The 19,350-nt window shown below is 39.4% G+C and carries 17 protein-coding genes and 2 pseudogenes; 18 read left to right on the forward strand and 1 reads right to left on the reverse strand.

All coding sequences use genetic code 11. The features are described 5' to 3' along the window. Positions 1-134 precede the first annotated feature (134 nt). The 7 genes and pseudogenes from H9631_RS20445 (at position 135) to H9631_RS22475 (ending at position 7,203) form a co-directional block, all read left to right on the forward strand. Positions 135-875 (forward strand): prepilin peptidase, encoded by a 741-nt coding sequence (locus H9631_RS20445; protein ID WP_191816027.1) that lies wholly within the window; start codon positions 135-137, stop codon positions 873-875. A 569-nt stretch (positions 876-1,444) separates the two neighbouring features. Further along, positions 1,445-2,476, forward strand: a complete 1,032-nt coding sequence (locus H9631_RS20450; RefSeq protein ID WP_191816028.1) for a hypothetical protein — start codon at positions 1,445-1,447, stop codon at positions 2,474-2,476. A gap of 164 nt (positions 2,477-2,640) precedes the next feature. After that, the gene (locus H9631_RS20455) at positions 2,641-3,231 is read left to right on the forward strand and encodes a Maf family protein (protein ID WP_191816029.1); all 591 of its coding nucleotides are present in this window, start codon (positions 2,641-2,643) and stop codon (positions 3,229-3,231) included. Then, positions 3,224-3,718: pseudogene (radC, locus tag H9631_RS20460) on the forward strand (RadC family protein); the annotation flags it as partial. The gene H9631_RS20455 and the pseudogene radC, both read left to right, overlap by 8 nt. Positions 3,719-4,322: 604 nt before the next feature. Continuing rightward, entirely contained in the window at positions 4,323-6,134 is a 1,812-nt protein-coding gene (gene ltrA / locus H9631_RS20465) for a group II intron reverse transcriptase/maturase (RefSeq protein WP_191816031.1), read from the forward strand. A 103-nt stretch (positions 6,135-6,237) separates the two neighbouring features. Further along, positions 6,238-6,441: pseudogene (locus H9631_RS20470) on the forward strand (JAB domain-containing protein); the annotation flags it as partial. Positions 6,442-6,792: 351 nt separating this feature from the next. Next, positions 6,793-7,203 (forward strand): hypothetical protein, encoded by a 411-nt coding sequence (locus H9631_RS22475; RefSeq protein WP_225221178.1) that lies wholly within the window; start codon positions 6,793-6,795, stop codon positions 7,201-7,203. Positions 7,204-7,683: 480 nt separating this feature from the next. Here H9631_RS22475 and H9631_RS20480 read toward each other — a convergent pair whose 3' ends face one another. After that, a complete protein-coding gene (locus tag H9631_RS20480; RefSeq protein ID WP_191816033.1) occupies positions 7,684-8,562 on the reverse strand; it encodes a LysR family transcriptional regulator in 879 nt (292 codons plus the stop codon). A gap of 134 nt (positions 8,563-8,696) precedes the next feature. On the opposite strand from H9631_RS20480, the gene H9631_RS20485 reads away from it, so the two are divergent. The 11 genes from H9631_RS20485 to H9631_RS20535 all read left to right on the forward strand — a co-directional run bounded on the left by H9631_RS20485 (position 8,697) and on the right by H9631_RS20535 (position 19,213). After that, the gene (locus H9631_RS20485; RefSeq protein WP_191816035.1) at positions 8,697-8,951 is read left to right on the forward strand and encodes a hypothetical protein; all 255 of its coding nucleotides are present in this window, start codon (positions 8,697-8,699) and stop codon (positions 8,949-8,951) included. Positions 8,952-8,965: 14 nt separating this feature from the next. Continuing rightward, positions 8,966-10,420, forward strand: coding sequence for a sodium:solute symporter family protein (locus tag H9631_RS20490; RefSeq protein WP_318246843.1), 1,455 nt, complete (start codon positions 8,966-8,968; stop codon positions 10,418-10,420). A gap of 13 nt (positions 10,421-10,433) precedes the next feature. Further along, the gene (locus H9631_RS20495) at positions 10,434-11,387 is read left to right on the forward strand and encodes a carbon-nitrogen hydrolase family protein (protein ID WP_191816037.1); all 954 of its coding nucleotides are present in this window, start codon (positions 10,434-10,436) and stop codon (positions 11,385-11,387) included. A gap of 926 nt (positions 11,388-12,313) precedes the next feature. Then, positions 12,314-13,324, forward strand: a complete 1,011-nt coding sequence (locus tag H9631_RS20500) for a rod shape-determining protein (RefSeq protein WP_191816039.1) — start codon at positions 12,314-12,316, stop codon at positions 13,322-13,324. A gap of 119 nt (positions 13,325-13,443) precedes the next feature. Further along, positions 13,444-14,313 (forward strand): rod shape-determining protein MreC, encoded by an 870-nt coding sequence (gene mreC / locus H9631_RS20505; protein WP_191816041.1) that lies wholly within the window; start codon positions 13,444-13,446, stop codon positions 14,311-14,313. Then, positions 14,313-14,831: a rod shape-determining protein MreD gene (gene mreD / locus H9631_RS20510; protein ID WP_191816043.1), complete on the forward strand. Its 519-nt coding sequence runs from the start codon at positions 14,313-14,315 to the stop codon at positions 14,829-14,831. The genes mreC and mreD overlap by 1 nt, the downstream gene beginning before the upstream one ends. Before the next feature lie 158 nt (positions 14,832-14,989). Next, complete coding sequence (gene minC, locus H9631_RS20515; protein ID WP_191816045.1) at positions 14,990-15,673, forward strand: septum site-determining protein MinC; 684 nt, start codon at positions 14,990-14,992, stop codon at positions 15,671-15,673. Then, the gene (minD, locus tag H9631_RS20520) at positions 15,666-16,472 is read left to right on the forward strand and encodes a septum site-determining protein MinD (protein WP_191816047.1); all 807 of its coding nucleotides are present in this window, start codon (positions 15,666-15,668) and stop codon (positions 16,470-16,472) included. The genes minC and minD overlap by 8 nt, the downstream gene beginning before the upstream one ends. Before the next feature lie 623 nt (positions 16,473-17,095). Beyond that, positions 17,096-17,389 (forward strand): YfzA family protein, encoded by a 294-nt coding sequence (locus H9631_RS20525; RefSeq protein WP_191816049.1) that lies wholly within the window; start codon positions 17,096-17,098, stop codon positions 17,387-17,389. A gap of 215 nt (positions 17,390-17,604) precedes the next feature. Beyond that, entirely contained in the window at positions 17,605-18,366 is a 762-nt protein-coding gene (locus H9631_RS20530; protein WP_191816051.1) for a M23 family metallopeptidase, read from the forward strand. Further along, positions 18,359-19,213, forward strand: a complete 855-nt coding sequence (locus H9631_RS20535) for a M50 family metallopeptidase (protein ID WP_191816053.1) — start codon at positions 18,359-18,361, stop codon at positions 19,211-19,213. Before H9631_RS20530 ends, H9631_RS20535 begins: the two co-directional genes overlap by 8 nt. The last annotated feature ends 137 nt before the right edge of the window (positions 19,214-19,350 follow it).

Here is a 19,350-nt window from a genome sequence, read left to right on the forward strand (position 1 = left end):
GCACCTCCTTCAGTTGATACATTGATCATACTAAGAGGGGCTGCATAAAAATATGCGTTGTTTGATTGGGGGCTTACGATAATGATGTTATATATATTAATAATCGAAGGTTTATTGAAAGGATTTACTATAATATGACATTTATCATTTTTATCTATGGTCTTCTTTTAGGATCCTTTTTTAACGTTGTGGGACTGAGAATACCTCTTAATCAATCAATTGCCACACCCGGTTCCTCTTGTCCGAGCTGCAGCCATCCTTTATCAGCGATTGAACTGATACCTGTGATTTCCTTTTTAATTCAAGGGGGAAAATGCCGTTCCTGCAAGGTTCGGATATCGCCTATTTATCCTGTAATGGAGTTGTTAACCGGAGGGTTATTTGCAGCAGCGTTTATTGAGTTCGGCTTGACGTTAGAATTTGCTATTGTCTGTACGCTCACCGCGCTATTTATCATTATTACAGTGTCTGACATTACCTATATGCTCATACCTGATAAAGTGCTATTGGTTTTTTCCGGGCTTTTTTTGCTAGAAAGATTCATAGAGCCTCTTGATCCGTGGTGGGATTCACTTGTAGGTGCTGCAGTCGGTTTTGGTTTGCTTCTGTTTATAGCGATAACCAGCAAAGGCGCAATGGGGGGCGGAGATATCAAGCTCTTTGCTGTTTTAGGATTTGTACTAGGAACAAAGATTGTTCTACTTTCTTTCTTCCTGGCCACTCTAATTGGGACAGTTGCTGGCGGTATGGGAATGATAACCGGTTCTGTGCAAAAAGGGGAAGCCATCCCCTTCGGCCCTTTTATCGCCGTGGGAACACTTTTAGCTTATTTCTATCATGAGGAGATATTGCAATGGTATTTTGGTTTTTTTTAACTACTCCCACTTAACTGAGATTCCTGCTGAACGTTTTGACCAGGCTATCTCCATAGTTCCTGCGGCCAGAAGTCTTATAGTTATAGCTTTGTTTCTAAGGTTTTGCTTTGGACAGACAGTCTCATTTGCCATCCCACTTCGCCTTGTACTCAAGCGTCGTACTGACATCCGTTTTGGCTATGCTTTCGGCAACTGACATTCATCTCCCACTTACTCATTGGGCTTTGGCCCTTTAATTTCCATGAAGTGAGTCTTTTGTCAGAGAATGATAAAAAGCGCATCTCTCTTTTTGAACAATAGAATAGAAACTCTCACTGTCAATCAATATACTTATACAAATACTGTAGGAATATTAAACTATTTTAAGAATGGCAGACTGCTATTTCGTGATAGTCTTGCAATTTAATCTCACACATTGTGCTGAAATTCTAAAGAAATTTTCATATTACGAATAACCACAGGAGAAATTGGCGAAATCCTTTAAGGGCGAGACGACAAAAGTCTTGTCCTTTTTTTATTTTGTCGTGCTAGCATATGAACAAATCATGAGAGCGGGAGGGATTGATGATATGGCACGTAAAAAAAGACAGGCGAAAAAAGAAATGAAAGTTAAAATCAATGGGAAAGAACAGCAATTAAATGAGGAAGTCGTCATCAAAGACTGGAATAAGGCCAAAAAGGAAACTGCAGCCGCCGAGGATAGACTTGAAAATGATGGTTTTGATTGGGTTTTACCGAATAAGGGCATCCCGGAAGTTCCGGAGTTTCAGCCTGCACAAGGTATTCCAGAGAGCGTTGAAGAGGAAAAGAAACCCAAAATCAATATATCAAAGTATTTCCAAAAAAGGTTCTCACCGAACAAAACAGGACTTTTAATATCGACTATTCTAGCAGTGGCAATTGGTCTCGGATTTGGTTTATTTGTATGGAAGCTTGTAGTAAATCCAGAAAGTAGCACTATATTAACTGATGCAGCACCCACTGTTCCAGCTGAAAGTAAAGAGAAAGGAACGGCATTGACGGCAACAATGCCTGGTTTATCAGCGGCAGTCGTTCAAGGCGGAGCTTTTTCCACTGAGGAAGCTGCAACAAGCTTCTCTGACAAATTCACTAGCCAGGGTCTGCCATCTATCTCATTAAATGTCGACGAACAGCAGTTTTTATTCATTGGAGTGACAGAAGACCTGAATACGGCAAAGACGTGGGTGGAGGATTACAAAGCCAGCGGAATCGATGTGTATGCCAAAGAATTCAGCGTTCCTGAGCATCAAATAAAGGTTGATTCGAAAATCGAGGCTGAATGGGTGACAGAAGCACCGAAGCTATTTGGAATCCTCGCAAAAGAAGCGGCCAATGCACGCTCCAGCGGTCAGGTAAACGAACAGGTCCTTCAGGATTCAGAAACAACCATCAAGAAATTTGAAGGTAAAAACATCCAGCAAAAACTTTCAGTTGACTTAAGAACCCAATTAGAAGATACAATCAAACAGTTGGGAGCCTATTCAACCTCACAGAATCAAGAAAACTTGACGAAAGCGCAACAGTCCTTGTTGAACTTCTTAAAGGCATATTATGACGGAGCAAAGGGGCCCTCTGTTTAAAACAGGGCCTTTTTTCTTTATCCAGGCTACAAGTTGCTTGCGCATCTCTAATTTTATTTGCTCTTAGTAAATGAGATGAAAGATTCTTGCTATTGTTTCTTTCTAGTAGTTTTGATACGATGGGATTGTATCTCCCATTTGATCAGAAAGGCAGGATTTGTTACATGCCCAACCTCGTCTTGGCTTCTTCATCTCCCCGTCGGAAGGAACTTCTGGAAAAATTATCTATTCCTTTTACCATCTATTCACCAAATGTTGACGAATCAATTGATAAAGACCTAAAACCCGCAGAAATAGTATCCGAATTATCCTTCAGAAAGGCAAAGAAGGCAGGAAACAAATATCCGGATTCCTATGTTATTGGCTCTGACACTGTTGTTGTTTATAAAGGAACAGTGCTTGGAAAGCCAGCTGACAGAGAAACTGCCAGAAAAATGCTATTCAGTTTGTCAGGATGCACTCATTCAGTATACACGGGGGTTTCCGTCGTTTTTGGAAAATCTGTCAAAACCTTTTATGAAAAGACAGATGTAACATTTTGGGACTTATCAAATGAGGAAATTGAAAGATATCTGGATAGTGGCGAACCATTTGATAAAGCAGGAGGGTATGGAATTCAAGGACAGGGCGGTCTCTTTGTCAAATCTATACATGGCGACTTTTACTCGGTTGTTGGACTGCCAATCTCCCGTCTCTACCAGGTATTAAAAGAAATGGGTTTACCACAAATTGAAAAGGGAGGAAGCAATGGATAAATCAGAAACACTGATGATAAGGGACTTTCCAATTAATGAAAGACCCAGAGAAAGGCTAATCAACCATGGAGCTGTCAGCCTTTCCAATCATGAGCTGCTTGCTATACTGTTGAGGACTGGAACGAAATCCGAGTCCGCTATCCAGCTAGCAAACAGTCTGCTGACACAATTTGGCGGTCTGTTCTGGTTGAAGGAAGCAGCTTTGGAAGAAATCATGAGTTTAAAAGGCATCGGAAAAGCAAAGGCGGTCCAAATTGCTGCGGCCGTGGAGCTTGGAAGGCGGATCAGCAATCTCACATATGATGACCGCTATGTCATCCGAAGTCCTGAAGACGGAGCCAATTATGTCATGAACGATATGAGATTTTTAACACAAGAACATTTCGTATGCCTCTATCTCAACACAAAGAACCAAGTTCTCCATAGACAAACAATTTTTATTGGGAGTCTGAATGCCTCTATTGTACATCCACGCGAAGTTGTGCGCCCGTAAGGGCATTTAGAAAATCTACTCTAGCAAAGCAGTAGGGAAATATCACAATCTTTACCCTATCATCAGCCAACTTATCCGTAAGGGAAACCAAGCGGGGAGTGTAGCATGTTGGAAAAGCCATAAGTTGTCTAGTTACCAAGGCACGACTGAATGGCAAGATGAAATTCATAGACAAGGATGAAAGCTGGATTGCTTGAATGATAGCTCAAGGGGGACTACGGGGACCTTCAGCGGGAGGTAATGATTTACGCTGTGCGAAGTATGCATATTTCTTAAAAACTTCGAGAAATATGAAGTGATACTACTTCGTCCATCTTTTATATGGAAGAAACGAGTGAAAATCACATCCGAACCTATGAAATGCTATGTTTCTAAATGTCTAAATGGGGATTGCCTAAGTCAGAACGCTGCGAACACAGCTATGCATAATGCCCAATAAGGCGATAAATTTCAAGCTGAAAGGCAAGAAAGATGATGCTGAATATCTGATATGGCAACGGAGTTCTCGTAGTAGTCCGAGATAGGGAAAGCCTATTACATGGCGAAGGAGAACAGTTTATCTAGTTTAATACCAAATTGGGAAAGAGCGTGAGGCTCTATGAGAAATCCAAAAGTAGTGTTAGACAGTCTAACTTCCAAAGCACAAAATGAAACGTACGTATTTGAACGATTGTATCGAAATTTATACAATACCGAGTTTTACTTAGAATCCTATGCCAAACTCTATCCTAATAAAGGAAGCAATACAAAGGGAATTAATGACGACACAATCGATGGGATGAGTCTACAAAGAATCGAACGTTTAATCGAAAAACTAAAAGAACAAACTTATCAACCGAAACCAGCACGGAGAACATATATCCCGAAGAAAAATGGGAAAACACGACCTTTGGGTATCCCAACTTTTGAGGATAAATTAGTGCAAGAAGTTGTTCGGCGAATTTTGGAAAGTATTTATGAACCACAATTCTCAAATCATTCGTATGGTTTTCGACCAAATCGTAGCTGTCACACGGCTTTAAAGGAAATACGCAACACTTTCACAGGTACGAGATGGTTCATTGAAGGGGATATAAAAGGTTTCTTTGATAATATCGACCATCATGTATTAGTTGGACTTTTACGGAAACGTATCAAGGATGAAAAATTAATTAATTTAATTTGGAAATTCTTAAGAGCAGGTTATGTAGAAGAATGGGCTTTTCATAAAACATACAGTGGAACACCTCAAGGTGGCATCATTAGTCCATTATTATCGAATATTTATCTGCATGAATTAGATAAATATGTAGAACAGTATGCATTGGACTATAACAAAGGTGAAAAGCGAACACATAATAGTGTCTATCTTAACCTAGCATCAAAGATTAATTATCGTAAAAATAAAAATAAACGTGATTGGGAACGGCTTACTAAAGAAGAAAAAGCTGCAAGACTTCAAGAGTTAAAGGCTTTATATAAAGAACTGCAAAGTCATGACAGTAAAGACCTTTTTGACCCAAAATATAGACGAATGAAATATGTAAGATACGCTGATGATTTCATTATTGGTGTTATTGGTAGTAAAAAAGAAGCCGACCAAATCAAGAAAGATTTAACAGACTACCTTGCAGACAAACTCAGATTGGAATTAAGTGCTGAAAAAACGTTGATAACGCATAGTAAGAAAAACGCTAGATTCCTAGGATATGACATCCGAGTAGCAAGAGATTGGCACAGAATGAAGATGCCAAATGGTACGAAGAAACGGAAGTTCAATTACCAAACGAAGTTATTCGTACCTCATGAGAAATACATCAAAAAACTCATCGATTTAGGTGCATTAAAAATTGGCAGCAACAATGGGTGGAAACCCGTTCATCGTCCGTATCTAGTGCATAATGATGCCCTTGAAATTCTTCGTATGTACAATGCGGAAATTGAAGGATTATATAATTATTATCGCCTAGCAAGCAATGTACACGTTCTTCAATCTTTTCGACAAACAATGAAATACAGCATGATTAAAACGTATGCCAGTAAATACAAAAGTACCGTCAGTAAAACTATCACGAAATTTAAGATAAACGGGAAATTCGGTGTACGTTATGAAACGAAGGATGGCCCTAAAATTGCTTATTTTACGGAACAACGAATGGAAAAAAACTCGGAGATTAAAAAACAGTCAGTTGATATAATTGAAAATACGTTACTTTACGGTGGTAGAACAAGTCTCATTGAACGCCTTTTAGCTGAAAAGTGTGAATGGTGTGGTGCAGAAAATGTTCCATTAGAGATGCATCATGTGAATAAGCTCAAAGATTTAAAAGGTAAGAAGCGATGGGAACAAACCATGATTGCAAGAAATCGCAAGACAATTGCAATGTGTGTGAAATGTCACCACGACCTGCACAATGGGAAGTTGGATTGATAAATGGAAAGCCGTATACTCTGAGAGGAGTACGTACGGTTTGGAGGGGAGTTCTTGGAAACCTACCGTAGTAATGCGGAAAGGCGCTGGGTTCTTACCCTACTTCAAAGAAGCTTTTCGTAGATCAGCTGCATCCATCATCTGCTTACACAATCACCCATCCGGAGATCCAGCACCTTCTAGAGAAGATATTGAAGTGACAAAGAGACTTGTCGAGTGCGGAAAAATTATCGGTATAGAAATCCTTGATCATTTGATCATTGGCGATAATAAATATGTCAGTATGAAAGAAAAGGGCTTTATGTAACATTGGGTTTATAATAGAGAGAGCGTGAATTTATTAGTTACAGGATTAGAAATCCAACGGGGGTTGAAAGGGAGATACATACCCAATTTGGGCAAAAAGTTAGCCAAGGATTTTCGAATATCCTCTGTAAGGGTATATATATTTGAGTATGAAAATTTGGAATAGACGAGGGCTAATAAAAGATATTCCGATTCCCCTTGTCATGCTTAAAGGGGGTTCAAACCGTTGCTGAATAAAGTTAAAGCCTCCGGCGGATGCCACAGATCTTCAGAGGAAAATGATTGAGCGGAGCTCGATAAAATCTGGGCGCAAATCCGCCAAGGCGCATTTGATACAAAGGGCGGTTTTTCAATGGATATTTCACAGAAATTAATGATCGGAGCATTGCAAAACAAAATCTATGAACAATTTGATCAGGGTATATTAAATATCTTAAATGGGCAAATGATGTATGAGGAATTTTCTGAAAATCAGTTAATGAAAAAAAGTGACTATGCCCCTTTTAATGAGGCAATGTGCTCAAATAATACTTGCGTTACGATCTTCAGTGATCACTTTAAAAAAAAGAGAGCTTCCGGACATAGGGTGTCTTTACGAGATTATGAGGCGGTTACTGTTACTCCTTTGAAACCTCTGTTTGAAAACAAATACAAATGTATTGTTTTATGGTTCGGTGATGATATGTTTTGTCAAATGAATTTGCTGACTGTGTTGGCATTTCTAGAGCTAGAAGGGTATCGAGGAAAAGTGTTTTTTATATGATCAAGGACAGGAGCTATGAAGTGGAGGAAACGGAGGAGATATTGCTTGAAGGCTATAAAGAAATTTATCAACAAGTTTTATCCATCATCGTCTTCCAGAAGCTGCATTAATGCCTGTTATGTACCAGGGGATTAAATTATATTTAGAATATTTAAAGGAAGATAATGAGATCACCTCTTATAAAAAAAACATGCAGGCAAGCCTAGGAATGAGCTGTTGAAACAATTATTTCACTTATTTCCTCAATATGGATTAGGAGATTCGCAGTATATAAAAATAATAGAAACAATGCAAAAAGCTTGAGCTTCTAACTAGCAGCAGGGATTTACGAGCATTACGACAGATGTTCATGATAATTGAAAAATATTTTGACTGGGGTTTAAGAATAAATTAGAGTGTCCAATAATTTGTAGGAGCTGCAGGGGATAGCTTGATGCAGAGTAAATAAAGTATGCTCTATTTCCTAGAAGCTCCCATAATTCACTTATAAATGTCTCTTACGACCTTCATAAATTCTTTAAGTGCATACGATTTGTATGCATTTTTTTTTGTGATAATTCCGATGTTCCATCTTATATTTGGATCTTTGATCGGCAATGCAACAATATCAATGTCATTTAATTTATTGGTTAGTTTTTTGGGAATGATGGATATTCCCAACTGTGCAGAAACAAGTTCCAAAACTAAATCCCACTGGGTGCTCTGGAAGGAAACCTCTGGAGAAAAGCCTGATTCAATACAATGATTCCGAATTAAGTTATATAATGCGAAAGACTTATCAAACAGAATAAACTTTTCATCTTTTAATTCCGACAACCGGACGGCATGTGCTTTTGCAAGCGGATGTTTTGATGATACACAAACTACAAATTCATCTTGATAAATCAATTCTGCTTCTAAGATGTTTGCTGCCGGAAGTACAACGAATCCAATGTCTAATTGACCTTGAGTCACGAGCTTCTCTATAATGACGCCGCCATCTTCTTTTGTTGCCAACGTTACGTTCGGGTTTTTTTTCATGAAACGATATGCGACTGGGGGAAAGAATAGTGAACCGATGATCTGGGGAATGCCCACCTTTACTTCCCCACTAATGACTTGGGATAATTCATTCAGACTTTCAGGAATACTGTTAATTTTTGCTAATATTTCTTTACTCTTTTCATATAGTAATTTTCCTTCATCCGTCAATTGGATTTTTTTGCTCGTCCGGTCGAATAATATGACATTTAAATCTTGCTCCAACTTTTGGATGGTTTTACTTAAGGCTGGCTGACCTACATATAAGGCTGCCGCCGCTCTGGTGAATCCATTCTTTTCTACAACTGTGACAAAAACCTCGAGTGATCTTAATTGCATATTAGACTCTCCTATATAATTCCTATTAGGAATAATTATGATTCCTATCATGTATTTTACTTCATGATAATCAGAGTATACAATAATTACTGTAGTAATGAAAGCGGATTCAAATTTTATGAGGAGGTAGTGCAGTGAGAAGAAAGCATGCATTGTTAATGACCGTGTTTTTTGTTCTGTATTTGTTAACCTTTTTACCGAACTTCGGAATCATGAATGATCTCAAGTTCGTCGGTTTTTTGCCGCAATCATTGGCTTGGGTATTAATGCTGAATGCACTAAATACTGTCATAATTTTTATTGTTTATTTTAAGTTTTTCAAACCGTTTGCACAAAATGTTGAGAAAATATCGGAAGAAGAGGGGAGTGAACGAGTATTAGCCAGGTAGCTGTTACGATCATCGTGTTGATATTATTTTTAGGAATATTGCTCTGGATCAGCAGTTTAGCATCAAAGTCAAACATCGCAACACCTAGTGATTTTTTTCTGGCCAATAGAAGCCTCGGAACGATTGTCATGACGATGACAACGGGTGCCAGTTATTTTAGTACTTGGACATTGCTTGGAGCCATTGGAAATCACTATAGGGATGGGGTCTGGTTTTCTGCTTTTGCTGCTTGGGCAGTGGTTCATGCGTTGTTCATCTGGTTATTTGGCTCTAGAATTTGGTATTTAGGAAGAAAGCATCATTTTGTGACTCCTGGAGACATGATGGAAAAATATTATAAAAGTCCCTTTCTTAGACTTTTATTTGCGATTGTGGGGATGGTTGGCCTCATCCCCTACATGTTAATTCAAATAACTGGGGGTGCATTCTCCCTAAACAGTTTGACGAACAACGCGATTCCTTATTGGGTAGGGATATTGATCATGGGGGTTTTCGTCGGAGTAATCGTGACGCTTAGTGGTGGGCGAGGGGCTGCTTGGGCTGATACATTCATGGGGTTTTTCTTCGGAACGACTTTAATCGTTATCACATTTATTTTCATTTATAAAGCAGGCGGATTTCATGCATTCGTTAACTTGCAATCTGTTGCACCAGAAATTCTGGTGAATAAGGGACAGTTTCCGGGCATTATGGAGACGGCCATAGGCTTGATGTTTGGGTTTTGGATTATGCCTCATATGTGGCAAAAGTTTTACTCAGCGAAATCTCCGATGATACTTGCGAAGACTTCTATTATTACGCCGTTCTGGAATTCTTGGTTAATGGCACTAGGGGCACTTTTTATAGGAATGATTGCGCGCTCACTTGGCTTGGTTCCAGGACTTACCCCTGAGAATAGTGACACCATTATTCCGTTGTTTTTCTCGACATATGCTCCGTTATTCGGTTCAATTGTCGTTGCTGCTGTTATAGCAGCGGGGATTTCAACTATTAATAGTGCTCTATTATCTTCAGCTAGCCTTTTAGTAAATGATATTTATGTTCGTTTCATTAATAAAGAGGTCAGTCCAGCGCGAACGACTTTCATCAGTAAGATAACGGTATTGTTGATGACATTGATTGTTGTAATTTTTGCATTTATTCCTGCTGCCCAAGGGTTTCTAGTTCCGGTTGCTGCATTAGGCTATGGCATTGTTTTGCAACTCGTACCTGCGGCATTAGGACCCTTATATTGGAAACGGGGTACATTGGCTGGGGCAGTTTCATCTATCATTGTAGGACTTTCAATTTTGGTTATTGTATATATCATTGGATCACCGTTACCGTTAGGGCCTGCAACATCAGGATTTATTCTGGGAATTGTAACTTTTGTTGTCGTCAGCATGTTGACGAAAGACAGTCATGCTCAAGAGAAGCATATACATCATAGGGAGATGGTGGAAACCTATTTTCCTAGTGAAGCAAAATGAAAGGGTGTTTACCATGAAGGAAAATAAACAATTTAAAGTAGCGGTAGTACAAGCCGGATCAGAAGTGATGGATAAAGATAAAGGGGTAAAAAAGACAGTGCGATTGATTGAAGAAGCTGGCCAAGAAGGAGGTAAAATTATTGTGTTTCCAGAGGCCTTCATACCAGCGTATCCAAGGGGGATGTCCTTTGGGGCGGTAGTAGGATCACGGTCGAATGAAGGCAGGAAAGATTTTTTTCGCTATTGGGATCACTCTATTACAGTTCCTGGAAAGGAGACTGCAGAAATTGGTAAGGCAGCAAGAAAAGCAAAAGCTTATGTAGTCATAGGGGTGATTGAAAAAGATAATGAATCAAGTCAGGGAACGCTCTATTGTACAGCACTGTTTTTTGGACCTGATGGAGAACTTTTGGGGAAACACCGCAAGTTGAAGCCTACAGGGTCGGAGCGGCTAATTTGGGGAGAAGGCGATGGGAGCACAATGCCTGTTTTTGATACGCCGTATGGGAGAATTGGCGCACTCATCTGCTGGGAAAACTATATGCCGCTTGCCCGTGCAGCTATGTATGATAAAGGCGTACAAATCTATGTTGCACCAACTGCTGACGGAAGGGACACTTGGTTTTCGACGATGCGGCATATCTCGGTGGAAGGAAGGTGCTTTGTCTTGTCATGTAACCAATATTCCACAAAGGACATGTATCCAGAAGACATTTCTTCACGGCAGGGATTTGAAGAATTGCCTGAAGAGCTCACTAGAGGAGGTAGCTGTATTGTTGATCCGCTAGGAGAATTCATTGTTGCACCTGTTTTTGGTGAAGAAAAGATTCTATATGCCGATATCGATTTAAATAAGATTGCTGAAGCGCAGTTCGACTTTGATGTAGTTGGCCACTATGCACGTCCGGATATTTTTCAGCTAACAGTGAACGAGCAGGAACAAAAAAATACGATTTGGAAAAAATAGATTAATAGGAAAATCCTTTCAAGGAGTTGAGTCTTTCATTTCTTGAAAGGATTTTTGCTATTTGAAGATGGCTTTTCCTTTGCGGTGATCCGTGAATTCAAAAATTTTGAACGGGGAATGTTCTTTGTTTTATCTCTATTCAGCAGAAATCTCCCACTTCTGTAATAAGATGAAAGCATATTGCTATTCCATTCAAACCCGGACTGAATAAAGTTAAAACCTCTGGCGGACGCCATGGATTTTCAGAGGAGATTTATCAAGCGAGCTCGATAAAGTTTGGACACTGATCGCCAAGGCGGATTTGATTGAAAAGGAAACACCCCCACCTGAGAAAATTGTGTGAAATAGTAAAAGGAAGGAGCAACAAATTTTCTGTGTTTATAAGTTTTTTGTAAGGAAGATCATTTTATTTCCATAAACGTATTAATTTTTGCTCCAAGATAGCCTATACTTAATAATATAGAATCATTTCCTTTCTACTGTATTTATGTGAACTTACACGCCTCATCTGAATACAAAGAATCAAGTTCTCCACAGACAAACAATTTTCAACAAAAACTAAACGTTGCGTTGTTCATCAATAATGTATTCAAGGAAGTTTTCGTGGGACTCCAGTTTATTAATTGTTTACACAAGTATTTATTAAGGATCCATCACTATCAAGAGAAGATCTTTTGAATCAGTAAAAGGCTTGTCGAATACAGGAAAATTATGCCTGTGACCACTTGATGATTGGCGATCATAAATATATCAGCATGAAAGAAAAAGGATTTATGTGACACTATGATTTTTAGAAATGATAAGATATAATAAGTCTTGTGATTTTTGTTGGTTGACACGGATATTATCAATATTTCCAAGCTTATTTCTTTAAAAAGCGTTAAAAATAGAAATGCAATTGGGGTTAGAAAGGGAGAATACATATCATGTTTGGATTCGGTACAAAAGATTTAGGAATTGACCTTGGTACAGCGAATACTCTTGTTTTTGTTAAAGGAAAAGGAATTGTTTTACGTGAACCTTCAGTTGTTGCCATCAACACAGAAACAAAGAAGATTGTTGCAGTTGGTAACGATGCTAAGAAAATGATTGGGAGAACGCCTGGAAATATTGTGGCTATGCGCCCAATGAGAGACGGAGTCATTGCAGATTATGAAACAACAGCAACAATGATGAAGTACTTTATCAAAGAAGCAGCCAAAGCGAAAGGCTCATTCAATGGAAAGCCTTACGTCATGGTCTGTGTTCCTTCCGGAATTACAGCTGTTGAACAACGGGCGGTACTAGATGCTACTAGGGAAGCTGGGGCACGTGAAGCTTATCCTATTGAAGAGCCATTTGCCGCTGCTATCGGCGCGGACCTTCCTGTATGGGAGCCGACAGGAAGTATGGTTGTGGACATCGGAGGCGGAACAACTGAAGTGGCTGTCATTTCACTTGGAGGTATTGTGGCAAGCAACTCCATCCGGACTGCTGGGGACAACTTTGACGAAGCCATTGTAAATTATATTCGTAAAAACTATAACCTGCTTATTGGTGAAAGAACAGCAGAAACAATTAAGGTGGAGATTGGCTCTGCCGGCGATGTTGATGAAATTGAAAATATGGAAATTCGTGGACGGGATTTGTTAACAGGACTTCCTAAAACAATCGAAATCACTGCTGAAGAGATTTCCGGCGCATTGCATGACACTGTTTATGCCATTATTGATGCTGTGAAAAATACATTGGAAAATACTCCACCAGAGTTGGCTGCGGACATTATGGACAGGGGTATTGTGTTAACAGGGGGCGGAGCATTGCTTCGAAACTTGGATAAAGTAATCAGTGATGAGACCAAAATGCCTGTACTTATTGCTGAAGAACCGCTTGATTGTGTCGCAATTGGAACAGGAAAAGCACTTGACCATATTAATCTGTTCAAAGATCGGGCGTAGTTCCCAGACTGTAAAAAGCAAGAGGCCGCTTACAAAGCGGTACTCTGCTTTTCCATGCATTTCGCCTCAGAGTTTCTAGTTTGAAACAGGTAGGCTATTCGAAGTTAGAGGTGGATATGATGCCGAATTTCTTTCTTAATAAGCGTCTCATCATCTTGCTGATCGGAATCATTATTCTCGTTTCGTTAATTGGCTTCTCCCTTAGGGATAGGGAAAATATTTCACGTCCTGAACAGTTTGTGAAGGATATTGTGGGTTTTGGGCAGTCACTTGCAGCAAAGCCTGCCCACAAATTTGCTGGATTCTTTGAGAATATTGATGATTTGCAAAATACATATACTGAGAACAAAAAATTGAAGGCCCGTTTAGAGGGGCTTGCAAAGCTGGAAAAAGAAATAGCGGATTTGAAAAAAGACAATAATGAGCTAAAGGAAGTATTAGATAAAAAAGAAAGCTTACGAGACTTTACACCTATCCAGGCGACGGTGATTGGCAGAACGCCTGACCGCTGGTACGAGCAGGTCATTATCGACAAAGGAAAAAAGAGCGGGATTGAGCCTGATATGGCTGTTATCACAGGAAAAGGTCTGATAGGAAAGGTAGTTAATACGTCAGAAATGACATCAACAATTGAGTTATTAAGTTCTGATAATGCAAGGTACCGTGTTGCAGCTGAAATTCAAATTAAAGGGAAGAAATCTGTGTACGGGTTAATTGACGGTTATGATCAAGAAAAGAAAATGATCATTATGAAGGATCTTCCTATTGATCAAGACAAGCTGAAGCCTGGACAAAATGTGGTTACATCAGGGATGGGAGGAATTTTTCCTAGAGGACTTGATGTTGGTAAGGTGGAAGAACTGAAGCTTGATCAATTTGGTCTAACTCAGACAGCTTATGTGAAACCGTCAGCTGATTTCTATGATTTCGAACATGTGATGGTAGTGTCCCGTTCAATGATGGGCGCGGAAGATAAGGGTGAGGAATGATGAAACGCGTTGTTCTTCCTCTTATCACCGTCCTTTGTTTTTACGGAGAAAGCATATTTGTAGAATTGCTTCCGATATTTTCATTTCTAGATAATCGAATCGTAGTTCCTCGCTTTCTTCTAGTTGTTCTGATCTTGATGGCAATCTACTATTTTCGGAATGTGACATTAATTTATGCTGCGATCTTTGGTCTTCTATTCGATATATACTATACGGGAGTGATAGGGGCTTATTTATTTCTATTCCCTATCGCTGTTTATACAGCTTCTAAAATGGTGAAGGTTCTGCAAATAAATGTATTGACATCAGGATTAATCACTATGCTTATCGTCGCTATGACAGAAGCTTTAGTATACGGTTTAAATCTTCTTTTGTTTGATGTGAATGTGACGGTGTCTCAGTTTATATATGCTCGCCTGTTACCAACTTTGACATTGAACTTTATTTTCTATTTGATTATTTTCTTTCCTTTTTCCAGATGGCTGCAAAACAGAAGTAAAGAGCTTTTCTCTGAATAATACTGCCAGCAGGCAGACGTTTTCCAAAAGAGGAAAATTGATGCCGTTTGTCGAAAATAGTGAAAATGACTCATTTTTTTCGCGCTGTGAAAGTGATGTTTGTCTTTGAAAGGAGAAATAGGGCATTCCTCTTCGCTCCGTGAAGGTGCCCGCTTGACATGAAAACTCAAAACGTGATGATTAAAGGCACAAAAAGCGGCCTTTCGCTCCAATTGAATGATCGTTGCTCTTATGATGAAATTTTATCAGAGCTGGAGGAAAAAATCTCCGAGTTGAAAAGTTCAGAGGAAAATCAGCTTGTTTCGGTACGGATTCTTACAGGAAACCGCTATTTGACAACTGAGCAGGAGAAAGAGTTGAAAGAACTTATCCGCCTACAAAAAAATTTGACTGTCGAAGAAATTGAAAGTGATGTCATCACAAAAGAAGATGCCAAGGCAATGGTAGAGAGTCAAGAAGTGACATCTGTTGCAACGATTGTAAGGTCGGGTCAGGTTTTGGAGGTCCCGGGAGATTTGTTGCTTGTAGGGGATGTTAATCCCGGCGGAACTGTAAGAGCTGGGGGAAACATTTTTATCATGGGTGCATTAAAAGGGGTTGCGCATGCTGGCTATTCTGGACGGAATGATGCTGTAATCGTCGCTTCCTTCATGACCCCTTCACAGCTGCGGATCTCTGACTGTATCAGCCGAGCTCCTGACCATTATGATCAGGAGGAGCACCATCAAATGGAATGTGCCTATATTGATATAAACCATCAAATAATGATTGATAGGCTTCAAGTGCTTAAGCATTTAAGGCCGAATATTACTAGATTCAAAGGGGGACATTATTATGGGTGAGGCGATCGTGATTACTTCCGGCAAGGGAGGAGTCGGAAAAACTACCACCTCCGCCAATCTCGGTACGGCACTAGCCTTGCAGGGTAAAAAAGTCTGCCTGATAGATACGGACATCGGACTCCGCAATCTGGATGTAGTACTGGGCCTGGAAAATCGAATCATTTACGATCTTGTTGATGTTGTGGAAGGAAGATGCAAGCCTCATCAAGCCATCGTTAAAGATAAACGATTTGAAGATAAATTGTTCTTGCTGCCAGCTGCACAGACAAGTGATAAAACAGCTGTCAGTCCCGAGCAGATGAAAAATCTAGTTTCTGATTTGAAACAGGAATATGATTATGTATTAATAGATTGTCCCGCCGGTATTGAGCAGGGATTTAAAAATGCGGTAGCAGGCGCCGATCAGGCTATTGTTGTAACAACACCAGAAATTTCTGCAGTAAGGGATGCTGATAGAATTATTGGTATTCTTGAAAAAGAAGAAAACATAGGGCCACCGAAATTAATCATCAACAGAATCAGGAGCAGGATGATGAAAGAAGGAGAAGTACTGGACGTGGATGAAATTACTCAGCATTTATCCATCGATTTATTAGGGATCGTCCAGGATGATGAAGATGTCATCAAATCTTCCAACCAAGGTGAGCCGATCGCTCTTGACCCGAATAGCAAGGCATCCATAGCGTACAGGAACATAGCAAGAAGAATATTGGGTGAATCTGTGCCCCTCCAATCATTGGATGAGGAGAAAGCTGGCATGTTCGCACGAATTAAACAATTTTTCGGTGTGCGTTCATAAACGGGCTAATGTTTCCGAAAGAACTTTCGGAACGTTGAAGTGAAAGTTATTATTTTATTTGAAATTAAAACTTTCTAATGAACAAGCCTATTCCTTCGTGTATATCAATTGTTGGAATATTTAAATGGTGAGGTCATGATAAAAACACGTATTAAATCCATTTTGTGGAATTTAATACGTGTTTTTTTATTTTTTATTAAAATATTGACATTTGCATTGGATATTTCATATTGTGTATATTGTATATATAATGTATAATGTGTATGTAGTAAATCTGGAACCAGATTAAATTTAAAAGATAACATCAGGGGAATTGTCTCCGGAAACCGCTTTGCCTTCAATGTGGAAACTGGGAAAAGATATTAATGTGATTGTCATTACAATGAAACGTATTATTCAAGGTTTTGGTCGTGATTATTGGCATTTGATAGCGTACTAATATTAGCTGGTTCAATAATAGCCATCCTAGTCATTTACAATATTTCATAGCTTTTATCTCGAAATCTACGAGAATAAGATGTTTTAAGAAGGGAGTGGTTGGATGATTCTTTTGGCCTTGAGCATTAATCATAAGTTCATTTGTTTTAGAAAAATAAGAAATTAATAAGAAGGGGGAGCATTACTTGGAGGATTTTACTGTAAAAGAACGATCATCTGCCAAAAAGTCTTGGGTATTATCTATCAGTACATTCGTTCTTTTGCAAATTATTTTTTTGACGATGGAATTTACTGGATGGATTCCAAATCTAAAAGATATGGACGGGACTGTATTTGGTAAAATTGCTGAATCTAAATTCATGGAAGAGTGGTTTAACTTCTATGAAACGCCTTATTTTAATATGTGTACTTTCATTTTTGGTATTACCTTCCTTTCTCATGGCGTCATAGGTGCATTGAGAGATGTTTTTTCTGAATAAATTTTTGTAGTGGTAATTGCATGATCTCTATAGTATTTTGCTCCTGAGGTTATCAAAATTTCTGTTAAATGCAATTGCCATGGGCACTTCCCGAATTTTCTATCCGGTTTACCGTTTCCCCATTTTCGCAACAGACAAAGCCAGCTTTCTACGTCATATTCACCAAGGACAAGTCATAGGTTAGTAGAAACTTAAATCGAGGGAGATGGTGGAAGATGAGCCATCGGGTGAACAAAATAAGGAAGCGGATAGAAAAAAGAAGGCGAGCCAACAATCGAAGCATGGAAAAGCCTAATGAATACACGCTGGATACTCCCACTTATTATTCAGATGATGAGAAGAATATTTTTGAATCAAAAACCACTATACATCCTTTGTGGCGTAAGGAAATATTCATGCTGAAGCTGCTTTCGTCTATTGCACTGATTCTTGTGGTGGGAATCCTCTTTCAGTCTTCTTCTCCGGTATTTGATGATGCTCGATCTATTGTCAAAAAGGCGATGGGAAAGGAGTTTCAATTTGCTGCAGTCGCCAATTGGTATGAAAATCAATTCGGCAAACCGCTTGCTCTTTTTCCAACTGACAAAAAGGATTCGGATATTCAGCTTGCGAAAGATGGGGATTACGCTTTACCTGTTGGAGCGAAAATTTCCGAAGGCTTTTCGCATGATGGAAGAGGAGTCATATTTCAGACTGAAAGTGCAGCAGAGGTGACAGCTGCTGCGGATGGAGTGGTTATTTTTTCGGGCAAAAAAGAGGATATCGGACAAACAGTCATCATCCAGCATAGTGACCATACTGAGTCCTGGTATGGAAAGATGGATCAGGCAGCTGTTAAACCCCACGAGCATGTCAAAGGCGGTCAGGTGATTGGAACTGTATCCTCAAGTGAGGAGGGGAATTACGGCGAATACTATTTTGCTATTAAAAAAGAGGATGAATTTATTGATCCGATCCAGGTGATGGATCTTGATTAAATATTGGGGGCTTCTGGGAAAGGTCAGGATTCATCCTCTTTTTTGGCTGGTTGCAGGGATTGCCATTTTGACGGGATATTTTTGGGAGCTTTCTATCTTGTTTATCATTGTTTTTATTCATGAGCTGGGGCATGCTGCAGCTGCGCGTTTTTTCTCCTGGAAAATTAAGCGGATTTTGATACTCCCATTCGGAGGCGCTTGTGAAGTGGATGAACATGGCAATCGTCCGATTTTTGAAGAACTAATTATCGTGGCAGCCGGGCCGCTTCAACATATTTGGCTCGCAGCTGGCGCAGTTCTTTTGGAAGTGGCTGGATTAATTACGATGGAGTCCTCGCTTCTGTTCCATAAATTTAATTTGATGATTTTTTTATTTAATCTGTTGCCCGTTTGGCCGCTTGATGGTGGTAAATTCCTTTATCTATTGTTATCTGTCAAAAGCCCTTTCTTAAAAGCATTGAAAAAAACGCTGATTAGCTCAGTGATTATGTTATCTGTTATTCACCTTACATTGATTATTGCTGCCCCGTTCAATCTTCATATATGGATTATCTTACTTTATTTATATTTAATCCTTTGGTTGGAATGGAAGCAGGTCAGATATGTATTTATGAGGTTTTTGCTTGAGAGGTATTATGGTAAGCAATCGGGTATTAAAAGGCTGGAGGTTATTGAAGCAAGAGGTAATGACTTCATCTATCAGGCAATGGAAAAGTTCCAGCGTGACTGCAAACATTTAATCCATGTGGATAACGACCTTTCGATGGATGAAAATGAAATGCTGCACGTCTACTTTGCCAAAAAACAAGTAAATGCCAGGTTGAAAGAAATTGTTTCGAGTGACTGATAGCATCAAGATCCAGCTAAAATAAAGGTTAAAACAGGCATCAAAAATTTGATGCCTGTTTTTTTGATGGTTTAGAAAACCCCTGGCTATGCCGGGGGTTCCAGAGAGCTTATAGCGTGGTAACAAAAAAACCTCAC

The sequence above is a fragment of the Bacillus norwichensis genome, assembly GCF_014836955.1.
Lineage (GTDB): Bacteria > Bacillota > Bacilli > Bacillales > Bacillaceae_C > Siminovitchia > Siminovitchia norwichensis.

Excerpts from the sequence above, each read along its gene's own strand:
- H9631_RS20445 (WP_191816027.1), top strand. The coding sequence starts at position 135 with ATGACATTTATCATTTTTATCTATGGTCTTCTTTTAGGATCCTTTTTT.
- H9631_RS20450 (WP_191816028.1), top strand. The coding sequence starts at position 1,445 with ATGGCACGTAAAAAAAGACAGGCGAAAAAAGAAATGAAAGTTAAAATC.
- H9631_RS20455 (WP_191816029.1), top strand. The coding sequence starts at position 2,641 with ATGCCCAACCTCGTCTTGGCTTCTTCATCTCCCCGTCGGAAGGAACTT.
- ltrA (WP_191816031.1), top strand. The coding sequence starts at position 4,323 with ATGAGAAATCCAAAAGTAGTGTTAGACAGTCTAACTTCCAAAGCACAA.
- H9631_RS22475 (WP_225221178.1), top strand. The coding sequence starts at position 6,793 with ATGGATATTTCACAGAAATTAATGATCGGAGCATTGCAAAACAAAATC.
- H9631_RS20480 (WP_191816033.1), bottom strand. The coding sequence starts at position 8,562 with ATGCAATTAAGATCACTCGAGGTTTTTGTCACAGTTGTAGAAAAGAAT.
- H9631_RS20495 (WP_191816037.1), top strand. The coding sequence starts at position 10,434 with ATGAAGGAAAATAAACAATTTAAAGTAGCGGTAGTACAAGCCGGATCA.
- H9631_RS20500 (WP_191816039.1), top strand. The coding sequence starts at position 12,314 with ATGTTTGGATTCGGTACAAAAGATTTAGGAATTGACCTTGGTACAGCG.
- mreC (WP_191816041.1), top strand. The coding sequence starts at position 13,444 with ATGCCGAATTTCTTTCTTAATAAGCGTCTCATCATCTTGCTGATCGGA.
- mreD (WP_191816043.1), top strand. The coding sequence starts at position 14,313 with ATGAAACGCGTTGTTCTTCCTCTTATCACCGTCCTTTGTTTTTACGGA.
- minC (WP_191816045.1), top strand. The coding sequence starts at position 14,990 with ATGAAAACTCAAAACGTGATGATTAAAGGCACAAAAAGCGGCCTTTCG.
- minD (WP_191816047.1), top strand. The coding sequence starts at position 15,666 with ATGGGTGAGGCGATCGTGATTACTTCCGGCAAGGGAGGAGTCGGAAAA.
- H9631_RS20530 (WP_191816051.1), top strand. The coding sequence starts at position 17,605 with ATGAGCCATCGGGTGAACAAAATAAGGAAGCGGATAGAAAAAAGAAGG.